This window comes from Persicobacter diffluens, from assembly GCF_036244895.1.
Taxonomy (GTDB): Bacteria; Bacteroidota; Bacteroidia; order Cytophagales; family Cyclobacteriaceae; genus Persicobacter; species Persicobacter diffluens.
On the sequence record NZ_BQKE01000001.1, the window covers coordinates 1,504,721 to 1,527,840 of the forward strand.

13 protein-coding genes are annotated in these 23,120 nt (G+C 43.8%); 2 read left to right on the forward strand and 11 right to left on the reverse strand.

Annotated features, from left to right (window positions below; genetic code table 11):
* Positions 1-332: 332 nt before the first annotated feature.
* The 6 genes from AAA970_RS06305 to AAA970_RS06330 form a co-directional block, all read right to left on the reverse strand.
* Positions 333-1,742, reverse strand: a complete 1,410-nt coding sequence (locus AAA970_RS06305) for an alkaline phosphatase family protein (RefSeq protein WP_338236399.1) — start codon at positions 1,740-1,742, stop codon at positions 333-335.
* A 6-nt stretch (positions 1,743-1,748) separates the two neighbouring features.
* Entirely contained in the window at positions 1,749-2,942 is a 1,194-nt protein-coding gene (eboE, locus tag AAA970_RS06310; RefSeq protein ID WP_338236400.1) for a metabolite traffic protein EboE, read from the reverse strand.
* The gene (locus AAA970_RS06315; protein WP_338236401.1) at positions 2,939-4,129 is read right to left on the reverse strand and encodes a 3-dehydroquinate synthase; all 1,191 of its coding nucleotides are present in this window, start codon (positions 4,127-4,129) and stop codon (positions 2,939-2,941) included. The genes eboE and AAA970_RS06315 overlap by 4 nt, the downstream gene beginning before the upstream one ends.
* 126 nt (positions 4,130-4,255) lie before the next feature.
* Positions 4,256-5,155, reverse strand: a complete 900-nt coding sequence (gene eboC / locus AAA970_RS06320) for a UbiA-like protein EboC (RefSeq protein ID WP_338236402.1) — start codon at positions 5,153-5,155, stop codon at positions 4,256-4,258.
* Positions 5,155-6,087, reverse strand: a complete 933-nt coding sequence (locus AAA970_RS06325) for a TatD family hydrolase (RefSeq protein ID WP_338236403.1) — start codon at positions 6,085-6,087, stop codon at positions 5,155-5,157. Before AAA970_RS06325 ends, eboC begins: the two co-directional genes overlap by 1 nt.
* Before the next feature lie 2 nt (positions 6,088-6,089).
* The gene (locus tag AAA970_RS06330; RefSeq protein ID WP_338236404.1) at positions 6,090-6,917 is read right to left on the reverse strand and encodes an EboA domain-containing protein; all 828 of its coding nucleotides are present in this window, start codon (positions 6,915-6,917) and stop codon (positions 6,090-6,092) included.
* A 424-nt stretch (positions 6,918-7,341) separates the two neighbouring features.
* Here AAA970_RS06330 and AAA970_RS06335 point away from each other — a divergent pair, with 424 nt between their 5' ends.
* On the forward strand, positions 7,342-7,719 hold the full coding sequence (locus tag AAA970_RS06335; protein WP_338236405.1) for an iron chaperone: 378 nt from the start codon (positions 7,342-7,344) through the stop codon (positions 7,717-7,719).
* Between the two features lie 438 nt (positions 7,720-8,157).
* On the opposite strand, the gene AAA970_RS06340 is transcribed toward AAA970_RS06335, so the two are convergent.
* The 5 genes from AAA970_RS06340 to AAA970_RS06360 form a co-directional block, all read right to left on the reverse strand.
* Positions 8,158-9,258: an SO2930 family diheme c-type cytochrome gene (locus AAA970_RS06340; RefSeq protein ID WP_338236406.1), complete on the reverse strand. Its 1,101-nt coding sequence runs from the start codon at positions 9,256-9,258 to the stop codon at positions 8,158-8,160.
* Between the two features lie 43 nt (positions 9,259-9,301).
* Positions 9,302-10,594 carry a parallel beta-helix domain-containing protein gene (locus AAA970_RS06345; RefSeq protein WP_338236407.1) on the reverse strand — a complete coding sequence of 431 codons (1,293 nt, stop codon included), beginning with the start codon at positions 10,592-10,594 and terminating at the stop codon, positions 9,302-9,304.
* A 173-nt stretch (positions 10,595-10,767) separates the two neighbouring features.
* Entirely contained in the window at positions 10,768-11,469 is a 702-nt protein-coding gene (locus tag AAA970_RS06350; RefSeq protein ID WP_338236408.1) for a 4'-phosphopantetheinyl transferase family protein, read from the reverse strand.
* A gap of 377 nt (positions 11,470-11,846) precedes the next feature.
* Positions 11,847-13,442 carry an alginate lyase gene (gene alyQ / locus AAA970_RS06355; RefSeq protein ID WP_338237705.1) on the reverse strand — a complete coding sequence of 532 codons (1,596 nt, stop codon included), beginning with the start codon at positions 13,440-13,442 and terminating at the stop codon, positions 11,847-11,849.
* 541 nt (positions 13,443-13,983) lie between these two features.
* On the reverse strand, positions 13,984-21,213 hold the full coding sequence (locus AAA970_RS06360) for an SDR family NAD(P)-dependent oxidoreductase (RefSeq protein WP_338236409.1): 7,230 nt from the start codon (positions 21,211-21,213) through the stop codon (positions 13,984-13,986).
* Positions 21,214-22,001: 788 nt separating this feature from the next.
* On the opposite strand from AAA970_RS06360, the gene AAA970_RS06365 reads away from it, so the two are divergent.
* Positions 22,002-23,114 (forward strand): efflux RND transporter periplasmic adaptor subunit, encoded by a 1,113-nt coding sequence (locus AAA970_RS06365; protein WP_338236410.1) that lies wholly within the window; start codon positions 22,002-22,004, stop codon positions 23,112-23,114.
* Positions 23,115-23,120 lie beyond the last annotated feature (6 nt).

A 23,120-nucleotide genomic window follows, 5' to 3' on the forward strand; every position in this document is an offset into this window, starting at 1 on the left:
CATGTTTTTCCCAATTAGGGAGGAGAAAGCCTCCATAATTGGGTGATGGCGTATAGGTGTGGTATTGTGGGGCCTGTTGGTGTGTCCTTCGGATTAAACCAGATGATTCTCCGCCAAATTCACAAACTAATTGCAAGAAATTTAAAACTAGTCTGTTGCTGGTGTTTCTCTTGGTTTATTATTGCCCATATTTGGGTTAGCTTGCTTTCTCCTCATTCATCTGTTTTGTTGGAAAAATCTCGAAATAAGTAACTATTCCTTCATTTTCTCCGCTTTACAGCTAAACGAGGATTTAAGCCAGATTAATCCGGCTATTGCATGTATAATCTGGCTTAGAGGTTATTGATTTGCTCAGGAACAGTGGTTGGGGAGTTCAGCGCAAAGGCTTTCTGGAGGAGTTCAAATACATCAGTGGATTCTAAATGGTCATTGATTTCCAGGCTGTCGTCATTGGAGAATAGGACGGGCCAGTCATTTTTTGATTCAGGAATGCGTCCATGGGAACCTTTGACCAGGGTTTCATTTATGGGGATCACATTCAGCAGCGTCCTAAAGCCTAATTTTTTTGCGAGCAATTTTCCTGCAACTTTTATGGGCGTTAAGGGAGAGCTGTCCATAAAAAGCTCTACAGGATCATATCCCGGTTTTCGATGAATATCCACGGTTTTGGCAAATAATGGTGCTTTTTTGTCATCGAACCAATAATAATAATTGAACCAGGCATTGGTATTGGCCACTAGCAATAAATCTCCGGACCGTTCATGGCAAAGGCCGGCTTTCTCCTGCTCTTTTTTGTCCATCACTTTTTCCACCCCATCCAAAAGCATCAATTCATTTTTTAGGTCGGCCAAATATTCCGTTTTCTTAATATACAGGTGTGCCACCTGATGGTCCGCCACGGCAAAGGCTTTGGAGGCTCCAGGATCTAATAGTTCCTGTCCTTTTTCCAGACGGGTTTCCAGCCAACCATTGAGCCTTAAATGGCGATTAATGGCAATAGACTTATTGACAGGCGTGATGCCATATTCAGAAAGGGCAATAATGCGTAGTCCCCGGTTTTCAAAAAAAGTAAAGAGGTCCTGACACAACTGATCAATCGCCAAAAGTTCAGCTTTCATTTTGGGGTGATCAGGTCCGTATTTTTGAAGGCCGTAGTCGAGGTGTGGAAGATAAACTAAACTTAAATCGGGTTGATGGTTCAGCTCCACTTTTTTGGCACAGTCTGCAATCCATTGGGAAGATTTGATGGATGTTTTTGGCCCCCAGAAATGAAAAAGGGGAAAAGTGCCCAATTCATCCTGCAATTGGTTCCTGAGATTTTTGGGCATGGTATAAATGTCCGGGAATTTACGTCCATCTGCCAGGTAATTGGGCCTTGGGGTTACGGCAATATCAACATTGCTGTACATATTATACCACCAGAATAAATTCGCCACCTTGATGTTTGGATTTTTTCTTTTGAGGTCTTCCCAGATTTTGGGTGCCTGCACCAGGTGGTTGGATTGTTTCCAAAATTTAATTTCGGCATCCGTACGATCGTACCATCCATTGCCTACAATTCCATGCGCTCCGGGTTTTTTGCCTGTGAGGTAATTGTACTGGGCCGTTGTGGTTACGGCAGGGAAGGCCGGGAGTATACTTTTTCCCTGCTGGTTTTTAAAATATCGGGTGAGGAAAGGCAGGCGATTATCCAATAGTCGTTGACTCAATCCAACGATGTTAATAAGTACGGTTCGTTTCATACTGATTTAGCTTAGAAAAATATTTTTAGCCCAATTGATTTCGTTGGCAATGCCTTCCTGTATGCATACAGGCTCCTTTTCTGGTAAGACATTCCAGGTGTAAGTCTCCACTTCCCAATGTTGGCAGTGATTTTTTTGGGTAAGCAGCTGAATAGTTTTAATGATATAGTGTTGGGTGGAATCTAGTATGCCCAATTGGGCCAGGTGTATAGGGACATGAAAATGAATGCGCCACTGTGTTCCCGGGCTTATGGGCTGTTCTGTGACTGCGCCCTTAAGATCGCGATATTGGGTGATCTGCTGGTCAGGCGTTTTCTGGATGACTTGATGCAGATAAGTGGGCTCGATAAATTTACTGACCGCTGAGATCGTTTCTTCAATATGCTCCTGGAAATTGGCAATTAGTGCCGCACTGATCTGTACTTTTCCGATTTTGATTTTGTGGTGCTGCAGCATGCCCAGACTTTCAATTGGGTCTTCAAACATGAGGGCTAGATGACAAATATCCCAGCAAAATGTAATGTGGTTTTTCAGCCTGAGAATGATTTCCCGAGGGGTTAATTGCGGAAACTTTGCAATAGCTGCTGGTATAAGAAAGTGCTCGTAAAAATGGATGAAGTCCTCTGTTGTTTGTAGGAGACCATCCGGCTCCGGCTCCAGGCAAATGTTAATATTTTTCTGGCTGGTAATTTGTAATAAATATAGATGCTGTAATAAATCCACCAGATGTTCTGCTCCTTTTTTTAATGAGGAATGTTTATCGATATCTTTTTTATGCCAGGGGCTGTAAGAAATGGGAGAGGTGGAAATACTGCCAACCTTTAGCTCATCGGGGAGTAATTCCGCTAAAATAATGGCTAATTGCTTGGTGTACTGTAGCCTTTCCGCTGTGGTCCAGTCCGGGGCGTGTACCTGATCTTTTACAGCGGAATTGAAATTACCAAAAGGGAAACCATTTATGGTATAAACGTAACAATCATGCGCAGAAAGCCAGGATTTGAAGTGGTTGATTTGCTGTTCATTAAATGCTTTAACGGCCCGGGCAGAAAGCCGCAATCCGATGCCAAAGGGCTGTTCTGGTGCTACCTTTTCCTTGATCTGGGGGATATTGTCTTTTAATGCCTGTAAGGTTTCTTCCAGACTTTCAGCCGCATGGATATTGGTACAATAACTCAAATGATGATCTCCGTGAATATTCATGATGCATGATTATTGATAAGCATTTTCGTTTCCGGTTTTTCACCTTCCCATGCTTGTAAATACTTAATAGCGGCTAACAGTACTTCTTTTTGTATATCATGAACCTCTTCGGGTTTTCCCGGTCCTTTGATCAAAAGAATGGTGAGTTCTCCACCTAAATGCTCACGAAACTCCTCCAAGCCTTCCCAAAGCTTCCATTCCTCTTTGTGGGGTAGTAATTCGGGATGGAAAAGCTGAAAACCGTAATTTTTCAGCAGGTTTAAAACAGCTTGCAAAAATTCACCGGATAGTTTACCTATTTTATGTGCATATATACAATCAATCGCGATGCCGGTAGCGACGGCCTCCCCGTGCCGGATTTGGTAATTGGAAAGATGTTCTATTTTATGAGCAGCCCAATGTCCAAAATCCAAAGGGCGGGAACTTCCTTTTTCAAACGGATCTCCTCCCAATCCAATATGTGCCACATGAAGATCTGCACAGCGGTGAATGATTTCCTCCATGGCATCCAAATTTCTGTTGTTAATGGCTTCGGCATTATGCACCAGGGCTTCATAAAATGCGGCATCTTTGATAAGGGCGACCTTTACTGCTTCAGATATACCAGATCGCCAATCTCGTTCGTCTAGGGTTTCCAGGAAAGTGCTGTCATTGATGACGGCCAGGGGTGGCGCGAAGGTGCCAAGGAAATTTTTTTTACCGAAATCATTAAAGCTGTTTTTTACCCCGACCCCTGAGTCATTTTGGGAAAGTACGGTCGTAGGAAAACGCACTATGGGAATTCCCCGATGGGCGATGGCGGCGGCAAATCCCACCGCATCCAACACTGCTCCCCCCCCAATGGCAAATATTAGGGAGTGCCGATCCAAATGTTGTTGATCTATTTTTGAAAGTAAATGGAATAAGTGTTTTCTTTCATTTTTTATTGGTTCTCCACCCGTTATGGTTTGGGTAATTAATTGAATATGGGGACAGTGGATCTCGAAGTAGGCCTGCATTTTATTTCTCAGATGAGGATGTGCCCGGTCCACATTATGATCCAGGAATACCAACACTTTAGCCGCTGAGGGAGCCAGCTGCATTAATGTATTCTTCAGAATTTGATTTGGAAGTTCAAAAATATATCGGCTAAAAACTACCGGATATTGATAGTTAATTTTAAACTTTTGATTTAAAGTAGGTTGCATATTTTTTCTGGTTTTCCCGAGTAATTCAAGGTTTAAATCTTACTTTTCTTTGAGGAGCAGCGATAAGGCTCAGATGGCGATTTAATAACTTGATCTTCTTCTTTATTGAAAAGGCGGCTAATGGTTTTAGGTAACTCTGAATACTTTCGCAACACCCAGTGTAATAGGTAATAGCGGGAGGAGTAGCAGGGCAAACCAACTATTTCCAAAAGCGGCCACAAGCCCGGCATTCAGGAGAATGAGTGAAAGGACGGCGTATTTTACCGCTTTCTGTACAAATAAAGGACGTTGCGTTTTCCAGGCTTTATAGGTGGGAGGTAATAGCATGGCCAGCCATAGCCCCAGAAATATTAGGGCCGCCCACCAGTTTCCCTCAAATTGTATCAGGCTGTACATAAAATAGACCAAGGCCGATAGGTAAAGGATGCTTCCAACGATGATAGAAGCGCGATTCCTGCCCAAATGCTCTTTTTGACCAATTACTGTGACCCCTATAATAAATAGGAAGGGGATCATGGCCAGTTCGGCGTACTGCAGGCTGGCAGGAAAAGCACTCATGCCCAGTAATAAATTTAAGCCCCTGCAGGCTCCCATTAAAAAGGGACTGAAGTAATCGAATTGCTTGCCTACAGCATCATAGAGAAAGGCCGTACAGCAAATGCCTACTGCCAGTATGCTGGAGAATTGATTGACAAAAAAGGAAAGATAGATCCCCAATGAAAAGCAAAAGGCCCCTAATGCAAAAGCCTGATTTTTGGAAACCAGTCCTTTTGGAATTGGGCGGTTGGCTTTATTCAAGGCATCCCTTTCAGCATCGAAATAATCATTAAATACTATCCCCCCGCCATATAAAAACATGGAGGACAGGGCTAATATGATTAATATTTTATAATCATTTATGATAAGGCTATCTTTCCCAATAATTGCGCTTGCAATGAAAAAACCCGCAATAATATCCGCTGAAGAGGTTATTAAATTGGCAGGCCGGAGCAATTGCAGCATGCCATTCATGGTTCTGTTTTTCATTACTCAATAATGTTTTTGTTGAGCTCTTCCTGCGGATTTTGCCCCCGAAGGACGCCATTCCCTCCATACAATTCTGCCTTGTCGATGGGCTGGCTTTGAAGCCAGTCAGCTTCTTCAAACTGACCACTTTGCCCGTAGGCCAAGAGGGCGTTTTTATAGGTTACCGCCTCGATTTGCGCCATTGGGATGCCTTTTTCCAACATCATATAGGCTGTTTTGGGCACTGCTAATGGATCACTGACCCCCCAGTCAGCGGAACTGTCCACAATGATACGATCGGCACCATAAGTTTCGACCAGTTTTACCATTCTTTCATTGCCCATTTTGGTTCTGGGGTAAATGGTAAAAGCGACCCAAAAGCCCAAATCCAGTACTTTTTCAATGGTTTCTTCATTGTTATGATCAATAATGACCATGCCGGGATCCAGTCCATGCTCCAGGCAGATCTCCATGCTTCTGAGGGTGCCCCTTTTTTTATCGCGATGTGGGGTATGGATTTGTACCGGCAGTTGATATTTTTTAGCCAGCTCTAGTTGAAGGCGGAAGTATTTTTCTTCCTGAGCGGTCTGGTCATCAAAACCAATTTCTCCCACGCCAACTACTCCTTCTTTTTGAAGGTAGCGGGGGAGGATCTCCATCACCTGTTCTGCCAAGGCCTCATCATTGGCTTCTTTGGCATTTAAGCCAATGGTGCAATAGTGTTTGATTCCAAATTGACTGGCCCTGAAACGCTCCCAGCCCACCAGGGAATTGAAGTAATCGCGGAAAGAACCTACAGAAGTACGGGGCTGGCCTAACCAAAAGGCAGGTTCGATAATGGCTTTCACTCCCAAAAGCGCCATCCGCTCATAATCGTCTGTGGTGCGGGAGGTCATATGAATGTGCGGATCAATAAAGCGCATTCCCTGGAGTTTGTGGTATAGTTCTTTCATGGTTATTCGGGTTTATAATTGATTTGATGATATCCGGAACCGGCCTGTTGATAGCCCTGCGGACGGGGTTGTGCTTTCCAGTAGGCCATGCCCAGTTGGTCCCAGTCCTGATAAATATTTTGGTGTTCGAGTTGGTAGTCCTGTAAAAGTAATTGGCTTGCGGCTTGCTCAAAGCTACTTCCCTGAGATAGGCGATCGGTAATGGATTTTCGGATGGGAACTTCTTGCTGCATCATTCTCCATAATTCCGGCGGTACGTTTCTTTTGGCGGCCCATCTTTCCATGGCATAGTCAAACACCATCTGAGCTAGTGCTTGATTTTTCCGCTTATCGAGTTGCGCTATTTTGAAAAGGGGGCGTTCGGAAAATAATGCTTTGAGCACCATTTGATTCCAGCTATTTTCAGAGAAATAATGCCCCGGAAAGGGGTTTTGAAGGCAGATGGCATCAAAAACCGTCGTGAGATTTGACCGAACGGCCATTTCCGCTATGGGAATCATGGCTGGCGAAAAAGGAATAATCGCCATTGATCTTAAAAGGGCAATTTGCTCTTTTTCATCGGCTGTTTCATAAATTTCTTTCCAAAAGGTTACATGAGGCAAGCTTTCGTTTTTCGTTAATTTTTCCAAAAGGAATATACGGGCAAATAGGCATTCCCTCTCGGACTTAAAAAGCCGGGCCATCCTACTGAAGTCGGCAAAAAAGTCTTCTTTAAGCCCAAAGGCCTCATAAAAGATGCTTCTTTGTTTTAATACGCGGTAGGGTATTGAGGTTAATGATTGTTGATTAATCTCAAGTTTAAATTTTTGGTATTCCTTGATCCATTCCATTTTATTCAATTATATGTGAAATATTACTTTCTGGAAATGAGATGGTTATCAGGAATTCTTCTATTAGTTTAAAAAGCGAAATTTTCTGATGTAAAGGGCAGTTGGCCTCTTTTTCCGAGAATGGATTGGGGGTTTGAAGGTTTTTTCCTAAAATGCTGGTGAAAAATTAAACCGAATTATTCATGCAAAATCCTCCTCTGGTTGCAAGGCGGAATAAATGATGGAATATTTCCTACTTCGATTTTTTTCAATGAAACGGATGCATGAGGAGCAAGCATGCTTTCCCAAATTGTGGTTATTATTAATTCAGTAAACGCGCTCTTATTGGATTGAGGCTTGGTGCTTTAAGGAGGGTTTTTAATTTTATCGGTGAATCATTCGGTTTAAGGCTAGTCATTAATAATTCAGGAAAAATCATACTTTAATGCAATATCAGGTAAGCACTCCGGAGGAGTATTTGGAAGTTTTGGAGGAAGATTGGAGAAAGGTAAAGTTGTTGGAGGTCAGGGCTTTGATATTGTCTTTTTCCCCGAAACTAGAAGAATTTATTCATTATAAAATGTTAGCTTATGGCGGTCAGGAGGAGTATGTTTTCCACCTGAATGCCCAAAAACATTATGTAGGATTATATGTGGGGGATATTCAAAAGATTGATTCTAGCGGAAGCTTGCTTGCCGAATTTGATTGTGGAAAAGGTTGTATCCGCATTAAGCGGAAAGATAAAGTAAACGCGCAGAATTTAGGTACATTTATTGAGCAAGCGCTTTCCCTGTGGCGTGAGGGAAAAGATTTATCCTGTTAGGTGTTGGTTTTGCGTGGACAGGAGATTTTTTTTCAAATAGTGCCATTTTATTCCTAATATTTGGAGCGGGGGAGGTGTCGTTAAGCCTTTCTTTAGGCCAAATTATTTGCTACCAAGTTCAGGGATTAGGGCAAAGGCATTAATCGGTAGCTTATTTTGAGTGGTTTTGCTTATTTTAGGATAGCCTAAATTGAGGGGTTAGAGCTTGTTTAAAACGCAGATGCGATACCCGGTTATTTTGAGAGAATAGCATTGAGTTTGTTGAGAAATTATCTAAAATCGCTTCCAATAATGCGAGTTTGTAGTCGGATGGTGTTCTTTTAAATACGCTTTTAGCTTTTTCCTCATTTACCTGTCTGGAAGTATCTGGAAATGAGGGATCGTTCTATATTTTGCCTTTTGGTAGCTATAGGAGGAATAATGCATGCTTCATTTGGGTTAGATATTATTCTTAGGTGCACCCATTTGATCAATCCAGGCTTTTATTAAAGCGACACCTTCCTGATCAATCATATTTCGGCCTAATTCTGGCATCATAATGCCCGGGTCATCACTATTCATTCGGTACCATAATATGGATGCCTCTGCATGTCCCGGAACAATGTCATATTGAAGATTTCCCGCTCCTCTACCGGCCGCAATCGGAGCTTTATTGATCCCCCGCTCCAGATTAGACTGGGCAAATACAGTCAGGTCCAGTGCCGAAGTTTTGGCGGGCCCTTCAGGATTATGACAATGGCCGCAATTGATGTCTAAATAGGCTAAAGCGCGGTCATCAATCGAATACTGAGCATCATTCCATACGGCATTTGCCGGCCATTCTGAAGATTTTGGTAATTTTGTTAGGATGCTTTGTTTTTCCCAATAGGCCAGTTGATTGTGCTCGCCCTGGTCTGATTTTACTTTACGATTGAGATGTCTGGCTTTTGGTCCAATAGGGCTAATGGATTGGCCTTTGATATGGCAGCTTTTGCATTGATTGAGGTTTGGAATCAGGTATTGGTTTTGTTGTTGTTCTCCTTTTTGATTGATCCAACTGACCTGGGATTGCCCTCCGGTTACCTCCAAATAGGCCTCTTTTTGATCCTCGGACCAAATGTAAGGAAGGCTCCTCCATTGTTGCTTTTCTTTGATTAAAAGGCGGGTTTCAATGATGCGTTTAGGACCTTCTGCTTTTCTGAAATCCAGAGGATAATAAAAATTTTTTATGAGGACCGACCCTTCCGGAAAAGCAAAGGTTTCCTTGGGATGGTATTGCATTTTGCTGTTTTCCGGTATATAAATGAATCGTTTCTTATAGGCATAATCGGTAAACAATGGGGTATTGAGTTCATAGGGAAATACGCGCTCAGCCGGAAGTAAATCAGAAAGTTCTCCTTTGAAAAAACCATAATCAGACAACCTCAGCTTGCCAAGCGCAGCGAGATGGCTGTTGTCGAAGCGCTCCTTTTGAGCTGGCGAAGCGGTTTCTTCCCGGGCTTTTTTTGGTTGGCAAAAGGCAAACGAGCATAACAATATAAATAGCAGCGAATTTTTCATAAAAGATAGGGCGGTGCTGGGCCGCCCGGTTAAGATGGGGTGATTATAAACTGGGGGAACAAATATTTTCAGGGATTTCGGTGGTGAATCCTTCTAAATCATTTCCTGCATCCAAATTAACAAAAAGTATTTCACCATTATTTTCAAGGCAAATACTGTAATCCGGATTAAGCTGCCCGTTGGGTAAGAAGTATTGGGGCGCCTGTATTCCATCTATTGCAATGTCCGGAATGTTCAGGCCAAGCTTTGAAATCCATAACAAACCAAAATCAGATTGTAAATTGGGAAGGCTGTATTCATTGCTAAATTTATTATCACTGATGCGGACCTTCCCGGGAAACGGGTCATAATTTTGGTCCTCTTTATAATTCTGATCCATTCCTCTTACGCCGGCTACCGCCACTGCCTCTTGCTCTTTTAAATCCCCTTCTTCCTCTTTGGCCAATGCGGCTAATATTTCATAGGAGATGATACCGACGTTAATGGTTTTATGATTCGCGAAATGATTATTATATATTTCAACATCACGGGTGGCTAAAACAACCAGACCTGAACCTGCCGGAATGGTACTGACAATTGATCCTTTGATGCCAAAATTGGGCTGATTGTTATTATGGATATAGTTATTATACATTTTCACTTTTTTCCCATAACGGCTCAGTCCCGGCAGGTCAAAAATTAATATACCTCCCGTATTATCATAGGCTTCATTATTATAGATTTCCACCTGTTCGCTATTTTCACTTTCAATGCCGGCTACATTGGCATAGGCTTTATTGTTTCGGATAATTACATTGGTGGATTGCCCTACATATATACCGGCATCAGAAGCACCAATAGCCTCACATTCCTCAATCAGGACGTTATTACAAATTACCGGGTAAAAACCATAGGCGCCATTTTGTTCTGATAATGGGCCGGTCCAGGCTACTTTAATGTCCCGGAAAGTAATGCCGTCGGTATCGGATGCTTTGATGTTGTCGCCATCGGCATCTTCTACTGAAAAGCCTTCCAATGTGATGTTTTCGCAATTTGCTATTTTTATGCCTTCCGCGCCCTGTTGCTGGTCTTTAAAGGAAAGCACGGTTTTTTCCATACCGGCTCCTTTAATGGTGATATTCTTTTTTCCATCCAGAATAAGGGATTGAGAAAATAGAAAGTGCCCTTCTGGTAATTCAATGATAGAGGAATCTTTACATAAAATGAATTTGGTCAGAATGTCTTTTTCGATATTGGAGAAATGGCGCTCCGGATTGTAAGAGAAGTTGGAGTTTCCGCAGGATATTAATATGCGGATGCCGGAAAGCAGTAATATCAGGGTGAATAGTTTTCGCATAGTTTGGATTGGGTCATGGTAGGTGATAATTAATTTATTAAAATATAATTAATTACCAAAGTTCCTGTTGACTGCTTCGATTGTTTTAGCCAAAATAATGCGTAAAACCGATGTGTGTAAATTAAAAGGGCTTAGTTTTATTCCGTGTGGAGTTTCCTTTTTTAATTAAGATATTATGACAATTTACTTTCTGCGGGAAGGCAAATCGCGATGCATTCTTGCTCTTCTTCCCAAAGTAGGACCTGGTACTGAGGGAAGTTTTTAAATAAAAACCGGTATTTCCCTTCCATCACTTCTATTTGACTGATCTCAAAAATTCTGAAAGGGGTAGTGATGCCGGTGGTCAGGCATTTGGATAGGGCTTCTTTGGCGCACCAAAGCTTTCCTTCGATGTTGGAGAGCCGCTGGGTAATGGCCAGTTGCTTTTCAGAATAGGTAATGGCGCCTTGGGTTTTTTCTTCCATCTGCTCCTGAATGGTTTCACAATCAATGCCCATCGGGTGGGAGGCAGGAAATATCATCGCTACTAGCCGATTATCCGTATGTGAAATGGAACATGCCCAGCGGTTTAAGTGGGGATGGAGCAGGACGGGTTGTTGGAACACGCCCTTTTGAATCAAAATTTTTGAATTTTCAAGAGGACTGAATTTTTGCAGTAATTCTTTAACCGCCCACCTTCCAGCCAAAAAACTCAGCTGACGTTTTGGATGTACGAGATGATTAAAATACTCAAATTCTTCCGGGTGTAAGATATCCTCCTTAAAGTTAAGCAAGCTTTTACATTCCATTAACTTAAGGAAGAGCAAATAGGCCTGTCCGAAGGGCTTTTCGGATCTGTAGATATTAAAAGGTTGAATTTTATGAGGGATATTCATTTGGGAGCTTAGGGATTTCAGGGAAAGCAAACGCATAAAGCCAGATGATCCGACAATAAATTTGAATGGTAGAAAGTGATTTTAGGTGAATTTTCAACGAAAAAGTGTTATTACGCTCTAAGTGATTGATCGTGCATCGCTACTATTTCAACTCAAATTATCGATAAGATCCCAGGCCTTCAAAACTATACCATATGACTTAAATTTTTCACAATTTACAATGGTTTAGCTACATTTCATCATCAATAGGACGTCAAATAGTGGAATTTGTGAAAATTTGAGTGTGCTCATTACCAATGATCTTGTTGAACTAGATTTTGTATAAAAAAAGGATTCCCTTTCGGAGAGAACCCTTTTTCTTTGAATTAGATATTTGGCTATTGATGGGAGACGAAATAATCGTAAACGACTACTTCTCCATAGTTATTCGGGTCACCGGTATAGCTGCCTTCTTTATCAGCATTGCTTTGGGTATAGTTGCCAATTTTGAAATAGGATTGATCATAATTCAAGTCCATCACATAATCATTTCCTCCGTCTTTGATCAGATAAGCCGCTGCGGAACCATTGGCATAAGCCTCTGCCAGTTTTCCATCTTCACTATAATATAAATAGTGCTTACCATTGATAACTTCAAATATTACTTCGTGCACCGTGCCTAAGTTGTAGTTGGTTTTGATGGTCAGATCACTTCTTAATTTTCCACCATTGAAACTGGCAAAGAGGTGATTGCCTTCTAGTCGCATGACCATGGCATCATCAATGCCTGCGGATTTATCTCCATGGATTTGTGTGGCCACCAGATGGTCTTTTACGATGGGCAAATGCGTAATCGCCTGTTTTACATAGACCACATGGGTTCCGGTAGTGGTCCAGTAGATGTCCGAGCTTCCATCTTCTTTTCTTTCCCTGAGTTCGGATCGAACATAGGAGGAATTAGGGGTGGTGCCATTATTACTTCTGATAGGGGCTCTAAAAACCATGGCATTTTTGTCCTCATTCACAAACCAGTACTCATTATTGGCTTCCCCGCAAAGCGTTTTGTCTTCAGATCCGTCCGGATAAGTAATTTTCCACTGGTTACAATTACTCATTAAATCCGAGGGAATCTGAGCGGTTCCAGGCGCTTCTTCATTGCCATCGCCAGGTTCCCCACCATTGTCTTCCCCTGTTCCCGATAGGTAGATTTCAACTTCAGAAATACTGTTCCAGCTGTTGGAGGAATTGCCGTAACCGGTAATCCGGATATAGCGGGCAAAAGCTTCAGGAAAGGAATAGGACTCCAGTGCATTGGTTTGTCCACTGCTGGTACCGCTATAGACTTCCGTAAGGGTGGCGGGATCACTACCCAGGCTAATGGAGAAGCCGGAGGTTCTGGAATCGCCATTGTACCAGGCTGCTTTTACCTCATTAACGGATTTTTCACTCCCCAAATCAAAGGTTATGTATTGTCCGGAACCGTTGGCAGACCATCGGGTGGAGAGGTTACCGTCAATGGTATTTTCAGGTAAATTGCCATCATGAGCACTAGCGGTGACCGCTACAATATCATATTGGACGGTGGTGGTGTCCGAGGGGTCCTGAGGGGAGGAATCAGCTCCCTCAAAAAGGCTGAAATCATCGAAGCGTCCCTCTCCACCGCCATAGGCAGCATAAATGGTAATGCTCGTGCTGTTCCCGGAATTGAAATCTACCTTGTATTGGGTCCAGTCATCACTAGCGGCAGTGGTCTCGAAGGCATCATTGCCATTGGTCACCCCGATTTTTCCCTGCCCTAAAATCCAGGCTGAAAGCTGGTAGTCAGTGTTTTGGCTCAGGGATACCGTTTGTGTTACTTTGCCTGCGCTTCCGGTGATTTTGGCGGATTTAGACCCGCTGCGGGCATCTCCGGAAATGGCGGAAGGGTCAATGTCCGTCCAGGAATCAAAATCAGCTTCAAAGCCCGGGTTGTTCAGGCTGATCTCATTCCCCAAAGCAGTGATGTTGCTGGGGGAAAGTGCACTCAATTCATTAAGCGTTTCATTTTTACTACAGGCCATTAATGTGCCAATAAGACATAAAGTGAATAGTTGGTAACCGGAAAATCGGATTTTCCGGAATCTTAATTTGTGGGTCATAATGTTTAAAAAATGTAGTTTATAATTGGGGTTGATTACAGTATTGATTGATTAAAAACCAAAATTGGTTCACCAATATATTTTTAATCTACATTTAATGATCCGGAATTCAAAATGTTGGTTTAGAGGGGATTTGCGCTTTATGAATGTAAATAAAAAGAGGCTTGATGAAACCGCTCAGAATCGGGAAGGAGGGATATTTTTCTTTGGGAAAAATTTTTCTAAAATATTTGGATCAGGTAGAAAAGGGAGGGTCCTGATTTCGCTTTTGGTGATAAAAGAGCAGGGGAATTGCTTCTCTCCAGAAAGGTCAGAAGAATAGGGTTAGGCTTTGTTGAAAAGTGTGAGGAGGTAAATAAAAAAAAGAGGCCGGTAAGCCGCCCCCTTTTTTAAGTTATTATTTTTCAACCGTAGTGGAAAGCAATGCTTTCTCAACGGTACTCATAATGAAATCTTTATTTCTGGATAAGAACCAGTGGTCACCATGCAATACGTGCAATTCGAATTTGCCATCGGTATGCTGTGCCCAAGGTGCCATTTCTTCCGGCAATACGACCTCATCTTCCTCAGCGGCAAATGCGGTAATCGGCCATTCGAAATTCTGCTTATCCTGATAATCATAACCCATGATCAATTCCATATCCTTACGCATGATCGGCAGGATCTGGCGAACAAAGGCCTCATCATCAATATAGGACATCAAGCCCATCAATTTCGCTTCTGAGTTCGTCTCATCAGCAGTTTCATGGATGGTGTCACGCTGGTTTCTCCAGGTTGGCGTCAGGTGAGCGGAGATCGTTCCGGAAACAAATGAATGCTCAGGGCGTAATCCGTGCTTCTCACGTAGACGGTGCTGTAGTTCATAAGCCAAAATACCACCGAAACTGTGTCCGTAGAAAGCAAATGGCTTATCCAATAATGGAAGAATTACGCGCTCCAATTCATCGATTACATCGAAGAAAACAGTGAAGTTGGCTTCATCCTTACGGTTCTCACGGCCCGGAAGCTGAACGGCATAAACGTCCACCTCCTCATTCATTTCATAAATGAACTGGTTGAACATAGAAGCACCTGCTCCTACCGGGTGGAAGCAGAATAAACGCATTTTTGCATTATCCTCACGCTTTTTATGCACAAACCACTTGTCGCCCAGAATTTCCAAATCATCCGCCTGCTCAATACCGGAGATATCCGTGGTGATTTCCGGTGTTTTAGCTTCTGCGGTATCTTCCGCTGCAAAACCAGCTAAAAGATCGGCCGCCAAATCTACCAATGAAGGCCCTTTGGCGATCTTCATCAATGGATAATTTACTTCCAGTTTCTGAGAGATCCAGTTACGTACCTGGTTCTGCATCAGCGAATCCAGACCCATTTTAGAAATTGGGGTAGGGATATCAATCTTATCCGGAGAAGTTCCCAGAATTTTCGCCAAAGCGTGCTGCAATTGTTCCTGTAAGAAAGGGCCTTGCTCATCCGCGGATTTGGCCATGACCTGATCTTTCAAAGAACCACCCGCTCCGGCGCCATCACCGTTAGAAGCGTTCATCAATTCGGCAAAACGACGGTCGGTTGCCAATTGTGGGAAGAAATCCTTGAATCGTTTGAAGTCCAGATTCGCCACCATACGCTGAGTGCTTCCCTGTAGAATAATCTTAGAGAAAGTCTCGCGAATTTGCTTCAGCGTCAGCATTGTCCAGCCTTGTGCTTCCAGGACGTCGATCACCTGACCGCCATCTTTGGACATACCTGCATAATCACCCAATACCCCAAGGTTGACAGAGTTACCTGCTAATCCCAGAGATTGACGGTAGGTCGCTAGTCTGTCCAGGAAGTTATTCGCGGAAGAGTAGTTGGCCTGACCCGGCAATCCGAATACCGCCGAAATGGAAGAGAAGGACAGGAAGAAATCCATATCGTGTCCCAAAGAGGCTTTATGTAATGCCCAGGCGCCCATCGCTTTTGGATTGTAAACGCGCATGAAGCGGTTGGCATCCAGATTCGGCATGGTACAGTCATCCAATACCGCAGCAGAGTGAATCAAACCTTTGATAGGAGCAGCTACTTCAGCAAAAATGTCTTTCAATGCCGCTTCATCGGTAATGTCTACTTTCGGAAGGCTAACTTTACATCCCAAAGATTCCATATAAGCGACTACTTCACGGTCATAGTCAGACTTTGTACCGGAACGGGAAAGCAACACCAATTCGCCTGCGCCATTTTCCGCCATCCATTTCGCGACTTCCAAACCGAAACCGGAAGCACCACCGGATACTACGTAAGCGGCTTCTGCGCTGAATTGTAATTCGTGCGCTGGCAATACCGGCACACTTTCTTCCTCCATGTTCACCACTACTTTACCGATGTGGCCCACCTGAGAAAGGTATTTCAAGGCTTCTCCTGCTTTAGAAACCGGGAAGATTTCCAATGGGTGACCCGCTACTTTTTCTTCTGCGAAAAGTGCGGTAACCTCATCGTATAAACGCGTGGCCAAACGAGGCTTTTGCGCCATCAAACGATCCAAATCCACTACGTGGAAAGAGATATTCTCACCGAAACGCTTCAATGGCAATTTGCTGTTGCCATAAATGTCCGCTTTACCTACTTCAACGAAAGTACCGAAAGGTGCCAGACATTTGAAGGATTGCGTAATCGCTTTTCCGGTCAGGGAGTTCAATACGATATCTACTCCTTCACCATTGGTGTCGGCCATAATCTGATCCGCAAATTCCAATGTACGGGAATTGTAGATATGCTTGATGCCCATTTCACGGAGGAAAGCGCGCTTTTCTTCAGAACCTGCAGTAGCATAGATTTCAGCTCCTACTAATTTCGCCAATTGAATCGCGGCAATACCTAAACCTCCTGTTGCGGCATGGATCAGGACTTTATCGCCTTCTTCCATACGTGCCAAATGATTCAAGCCATAGTGCGCCGTTAAGAATACTACAGACAAGCTGGAAGCCAATTCATGGGAAATGTTTTGTGGCTTTCTTACCACACAGTGTGCCGGAGCGGTCGTTAAACCAGCCAAACAGTTGGCAGCCCAGGCGATCACTTCATCTCCAATTTTTACATTGGAAACACCTTCACCAATTGCAGTTACGATACCGGAACACTCCAAACCAAGAGCTGCACCGGCTACACCACCAGCAACGGCTTCTTCAGAAAGGATGCCCATTCCGTTGACTACATCCTTGAAGTTCAAGCCTGCAGCTTTCACCGCAATCTGTACTTCTCCAGCTTGAGGAGCTGTAGGATTGAATGCACGAAGTGCTAAGCTGTTCAGGATACCATTTTCCTGAACCTCTGCCTGATAAGCACTACCGGAAGCCGGCATGTCGATGGTCGCGCGGCTGTCCACGGTATCCCCATCTACAGGCACCAAACGACGAAGCATTACTTCCTCACCACGGATGGCAAATTCTGTATCTTCTTCCTTACCTTCCTGAGTCGTCAGGATGATGTCGGCTAAGGTGTTGATTTCTTCTGCTGTCGGCGTCACGCTTAGGTCCGCGATACGAACCGGAAGCATTGGGAATTCATTTTTAGAAACACGGCCCAAACCGTAAACCGGCGCCTGAGCCAATTCTACCTTGTCATCAGATGCCAATACTTTTTCCGCTCCGCGGGTGATCAACCAGCTGTCCATGGTCAAATCCTTTCCACCAACGGTACGCAACATGTTCAGCGTACTCATGCAGAAGTGCTCCTGCAATTGGTTGAAAGCCTCGAAAGAAGCATCGTCATTGGTCTGAAGATCCGTTGCCCAAAGGTAAACGATTTTCTCTACCGACCCTACCGCATCCAATAATTGTGCGTAATCAGCGGTTTCGATCGGGTTAATGGAATAGGCATTTGCACCTGTTTTTTCAAATGCGTTGCCCTGGCTTACGGTGATAATTTGACCACCTGCTTGCTCCAGTTTTTCTACCAATGGTGCATGAATTCCTTTAGTATCCGCGAATACCAAAATGTTACCGGAGATTTCAGTAGCATTGGCAAAAGCTTCTTCCGGTTGCATCCACTGGTATTCGAAACAAGGCTTATAAATCTCATGCTTGCCTTCACCACGGGATCCTTCAATATACTTACCGGTGAATCCCTGGATTTCAGCGACTAAAGTTCCGTCCGCATTGAATACCTGGAAGTCTCCGCAAATGAATTTATCATCTACACGGCTGATGGTCACGTGGGTGAATACCTTTTTCTCCGGCTTCGCAAATACTTTGAAACGATCAATGCCTACCGGCAGGTAGATACCGCGCTTATTGTCTTGCTCGTGTTTTTTTCCTGCGAAAATGGTGTGCAAACAAGCATCCAATACTGCAGGGTGTACATTGTAACGCTCCGCCCCGTATTCGATGTCATCATGCAAGGTGACTTCAGAAAGTACCTCTCCTTTGGAAGTCCAAAGTCCGGTGATGGCACGGAAAGTATCCCCATACAACAAGCCGGCATTTTTCAGCTCGTTGTACATCGGTACGATCGGCATACGGCGATTTACGCGCGTTTTCACTTCTTCCAGATTCGCTGGTTCAGAAGTGAAGTGATCGCCCAGGGCGTTGATTTTACCGCGGGAGTGCTGGGTCCATTCTGCTTCTTCCTGATTGCGCGGCTTGGTAGAAATCACATAGTCTCCTTCCAATGATGAAATCTCCAAACGTACGTGTGGCATTTCTCCATCATCCGGCAAGAATAAGGCATTTTCAAATCGGATATCTTCCAGGAAGCCGAATTGCTCACCGAAAGAAGCCTGACCTGCTGCCGTAGCAATTTCCAGGTGACCTGTTCCAGGGAAAATGATTACATCATCCACCTGATGATCCAGGATGTATGGTTCTTCGTTTTTGTCCAGCTGGATGTCCCAGATGAAGTTCCCTTCGTCGACATTCGAAGCGACTGCACTGTTCAACATAGGGTGAACTTTTGTGCCGGTACGCTTGGCTTTATGTTCTTCGGTCTCGAACCAGAAAGATTCTTTCTGCCATGCATAAGTAGGAACTTCTACTTTTTGAGTAGCGCCCGGACATGCTTTCTCCCACTGAACAGGGTAGTTCAACTGGTGCATCAATCCAAGGTTCTGCATGAAGATTTGTTTCTCTGCTTCTTTTCTGCGGATAGAAGCCACCAAAGCACCTTCCACACCTGCTTCTTTCAGCAAATCAATAGCACCGGAAGCCAATACCGGGTGCGGAGCAATTTCCACAAAGGTATTGAAGCCGTCCTGAATCATGGAACGTACCGCGTCCGTGAAATATACGGACTCTCTTACGTTGGCATACCAGTATTCAGAAACCAAATGTGTTCCGTCTTCCTGCTTTCCACTTACCGTAGAGTAAAGGGAAATTTCCGCTTTCTTAGGGGCAATGTGGCGAAGATCGGCGATCAGTTCATCTTTCAACGGCTCCATATGGTGAGAGTGGAAAGGAACGTTTACGCGCAAGAATCGGTGGAAGATATCACGGCTGTCCAGACGAGCAGCAATTTCTTCCAATGGCGCTACATCACCGGCGAAAGTCAACATTTTTGGTCCGTTGATGGCCGCAATAGATACGACATCTTCCACACCAATGATTTCTTTTTTCGCTTCTTCTACCGTCATGGCTGCCGCCAACATTTTTCCTTTGCCAGTCGCTTTATCCTGACCACGAGAACGGTTGAAAATCACATCTACCGCCTGCTCCAAAGTTAAAGCACCGGAAGTATAAGCCGCAGCTACTTCACCGATGGAGTGTCCTACTACGCCTTCTGGCTGTACGCCGGCAGCTTTCCACATTTCCATCAAACCAATTTGAACAGCCATAATCGCAGGCTGTGCAATACGGGTTTCAGAAATACGGGACTCTTCCTCTGATTTGGATAATTCTTCTACTAATGACCAGTCCGCCAATTTGGAAAGAATGGCATCGATACGGTCAATAACACTTTTAAAAATAGGCTCTGTCTGCATCAACTGACGACCCATTCCAAACCACTGAGGCCCCTGACCGGAGAAGATAAAGCCCACTTTTGGTTTCAATCCGGTGTCTTCAGAAGTCACCATGCCGACACGGCTTTCATCGTTCAGGTAAGCTTCCAGTGCCTCCAATAATTCGTCCTTGTCACCTACAGCAACTGATAAGCGGAACTGAAGATTGGAGCGATATTTACCCAAACTGTAGCAAATGTCCTGCAAACTTGCAGTAGTGTTATTCAGGAAGCTGATGTGGTGTGCCACCATCGCTTTCAAAGCGGCTTCAGACTGGGCAGAAATGGTGTACAGGGAAATATCGTTCACCAATTTTTCACCTTCTTCCTCCGCTGGAGCAATTTTTTCCGGCTCGTAGGCTTCCAAAACGGCGTGGGCGTTTGTACCACCAGCACCGAAGGAGTTAATACCTCCAATCACTTTTTCCGAAGGCCATGCCATCAATTCGGTAGGAACTTTCAGTTTCCACTCCTCGAATTTGATGCCCGGATTTGGCGTCTCAAAGTGAAGGTTTTGAGGGATCTGACGATTTTTGATCGATAACGTCAACTTGATGATACCCGCAATACCGGCAGCTGCTTCCAGGTGTCCCATATTGGATTTTACCGAACCAATCACCAAAGGCTTATCGGCTTCACGACCCTCGGCGAATACCTGGCCGAAAGCGCTGGTCTCGATTGGATCACCCACTTTGGTTCCGGTACCGTGCGCTTCTACGAATCCTACTTCATGAGGAGCAATGCCCGCGTTTTTATAAGCCTGACGCAACATGGCCGCTTGTGCATCCGGGTTAGGAACTGTAAATCCATCCTCTGTATAACCGTCTGAATTTACGGAAGTACCCTTGATGGTCGCATAAATATCGTCCCCATCCGCAATGGCTTTGGAAAGTGGTTTCATCAACATGACCCCAACTCCTTCAGAGCGAACGTAGCCGTTTCCTCTGGCATCGAATGATTTACAATAACCATCCGGGCACAAGAAGTTACCCTTGGACATCATTAAAGATGATTCCGGGCGGATGATCAAATTTACCCCTCCGGCCAACGCCATATCGGACTCATTGTTCCAAATAGCATTACAAGCCAGGTGAACGCCTACCAATGAGGAAGAACAAGCGGTATCTAAAGTTACTGATGGTCCTTTTAAGTCATATTGCCAGGATAGGCGGTTGGCAATAGAGGTTAGGGAAACCCCCATCGGAACATGAGGACTTACATGGTTTCTTTGCGCCTGCGAAGCCTGGATATCCCAATAATCATTCATGAAAACCCCCATATAAACGGCGGTATTGGAGCCTTTGAAGTTTTCCAACTTCATGCCTGAGTCCTCCATGGCGTTGTAAGTCGCCTCCAGCAATAAGCGTTGCTGAGGGTCTATTCTTTCCGCAGTTTTAGGGAAAATCTTGAAAAATTCGGCATCGAATTTATCGATGTCCTTAATGAATCCCCCTTTTTTCTGCTTGATTTTTCCGGCTTTGTCCGGATTTGGATCATAATACTCTGTGATACTCCAGCGGTCTTCAGGAACTTCAGTGATTCCGTTAAAACCTGATTTTAAAGCTTCCCAAAATTCTTTTGGAGAGTTTACCTCTCCGGGAAAGCGACAGCCAATACCTACAATAGCAATAGGTTCTTTGCCATGATGCTGATTACTCATCTGTCAAATAGCGATGTTTGGTGAAATGGATTAAATTATAATTCTAAACTAGCATGAAAAATTATATGTAATGTTAGTTGCTAGTATTGCAATTATAGATAAAAATGGATGTCCGAAAAAGGTAGTTTTCAAAGCGAGGTATTTAAAAAGGGTATGTAATATTGGAATAATTACAAATACTGATATTGATATAGAGCCCTTCAATATGTGTCAGTTTTTATTAACATTAATGGGGTGAAATGGCCTTAGGATAGTTCGTGATAAGGGTTATTTATTCAGATTTTACCGGCGAAAGCAATGAGAAATGAATTATTTTTCAGTGAATAGTTTCTTTTTAGGATTGAATTTTGAGTTTGAATAATACAAGAGTAATTTTTTTGGTTTTTTTTAAACTTTTTCGGCTAATAACAATCCCGTGAATTCATTTTACAAATTGTTGGGGGGTTAATAGCTTAATTAGGTAGTACTTGAAATTGTAATTGTGGGTGTGGAGATGTTAGAGAAGGGTGAGAAGCGAAGAAGGCTTTGAATAATATTAAACTAAAATTAGAGTTAGTGGGTGATATTGTAAAGGATTAATCAATATGGGTGTCTATCACAAAGGATGAAAAATTAAATTTTACTGTTTTAAGGCAGGCTTAGAAAGGGAGAAATAACAAGGAGCATTTATCGGTGGATTTCCTGTTTCATACCCTAATTTCCCGTTTTGGTCGGCTCTTATTATAAGGCGTGTAATTTTCTTTTCAATTTTGGGTCAGTATTGGAAAAGAAACAGACCTAAATTTATAATGAAGAAGAGAATCATATCCTTATCCCTGGCTGCTGGCGTTTTAGTTTTGGCATTTGGAATATTTACCCTGATGCCCTCCCGCAGGATGGAGGCAAAAATTTTGGACGAGGGGCAATCCGCCCTGTTGGTAGAAGTCATGAATGCCCAGGTGGGTACTATTTCCCAAACGGTAAGTGCTACCGGTCGGCTAAAGGCGGTAGATCGTTATGAGATTTTTGCCCAGGTGGATGGGCAGCTGAAGGCTTCTGCGCGAAATTTTCGGGAAGGAAAGCTTTATCGCAAGGGGCAATTGATGCTGGAGATTGACCGCAGAGAATTTGAAATGAGTCTGTTGGCTCAGAAGTCAGATTTTATCACTCAGGTGACAGCGGTTTTACCGGATTTGAAGGTAGATTATCCTGCTGCTTATCCATTATGGAAAGCTTATTTACAAAAAGTGGACGTGCACCGCAGCCTTCCGGCTTTACCAGAAAGTCAGTCTGAGCAGGAGCAATTTTTCCTTACAGGCAAGGGGATTTATACTTCTTTTTATAATGTGAAGTCGGGAGAGGAGAAATTATCGAAATATAGCATTTATGCGCCCTTTAATGGAGTGGTGACTTCTGCTGATGCGGAAGCCGGGACTGCCGTCCGCACCGGAACGGTGATGGGAACTTTCATTTCTTCGGACCAATTTGAATTAGAGGTCACTGTACCGATGCATTATTTGCATCAGATCAAGCTAGGGAAGGAAGCCCAATTATCCTCTACTGAGCTTAAGGGAGCATGGAAAGGTAAGGTGGTCCGCATTGGAGGAGCCATTGACCAGCAATCTCAATCCGTGAAAGTATTCATTCAGACTTCCGGAAAGGACTTAAAAGAGGGGATGTTCTTGAAGGCAGAAATGCAATCCAAGCCTTTTGAGAATGCAGTTTCGGTTCCCCGAAAAATGCTGAACGCTGAAGGGAAGGTGTTTGTGGTGAAAAATGGACGCTTGCAGCTGCAGGCGGTGGAAGTTTTGGCCAAAGAAGGCGATATGGTGGTGGTGTCAGGCTTATCGGCAGGTACGCCTTTATTAAAGACCGTCATTAAAAGCGCTTATGAAGGAATGAAGGTGTCGGTTAAGCAATAGCAGCTA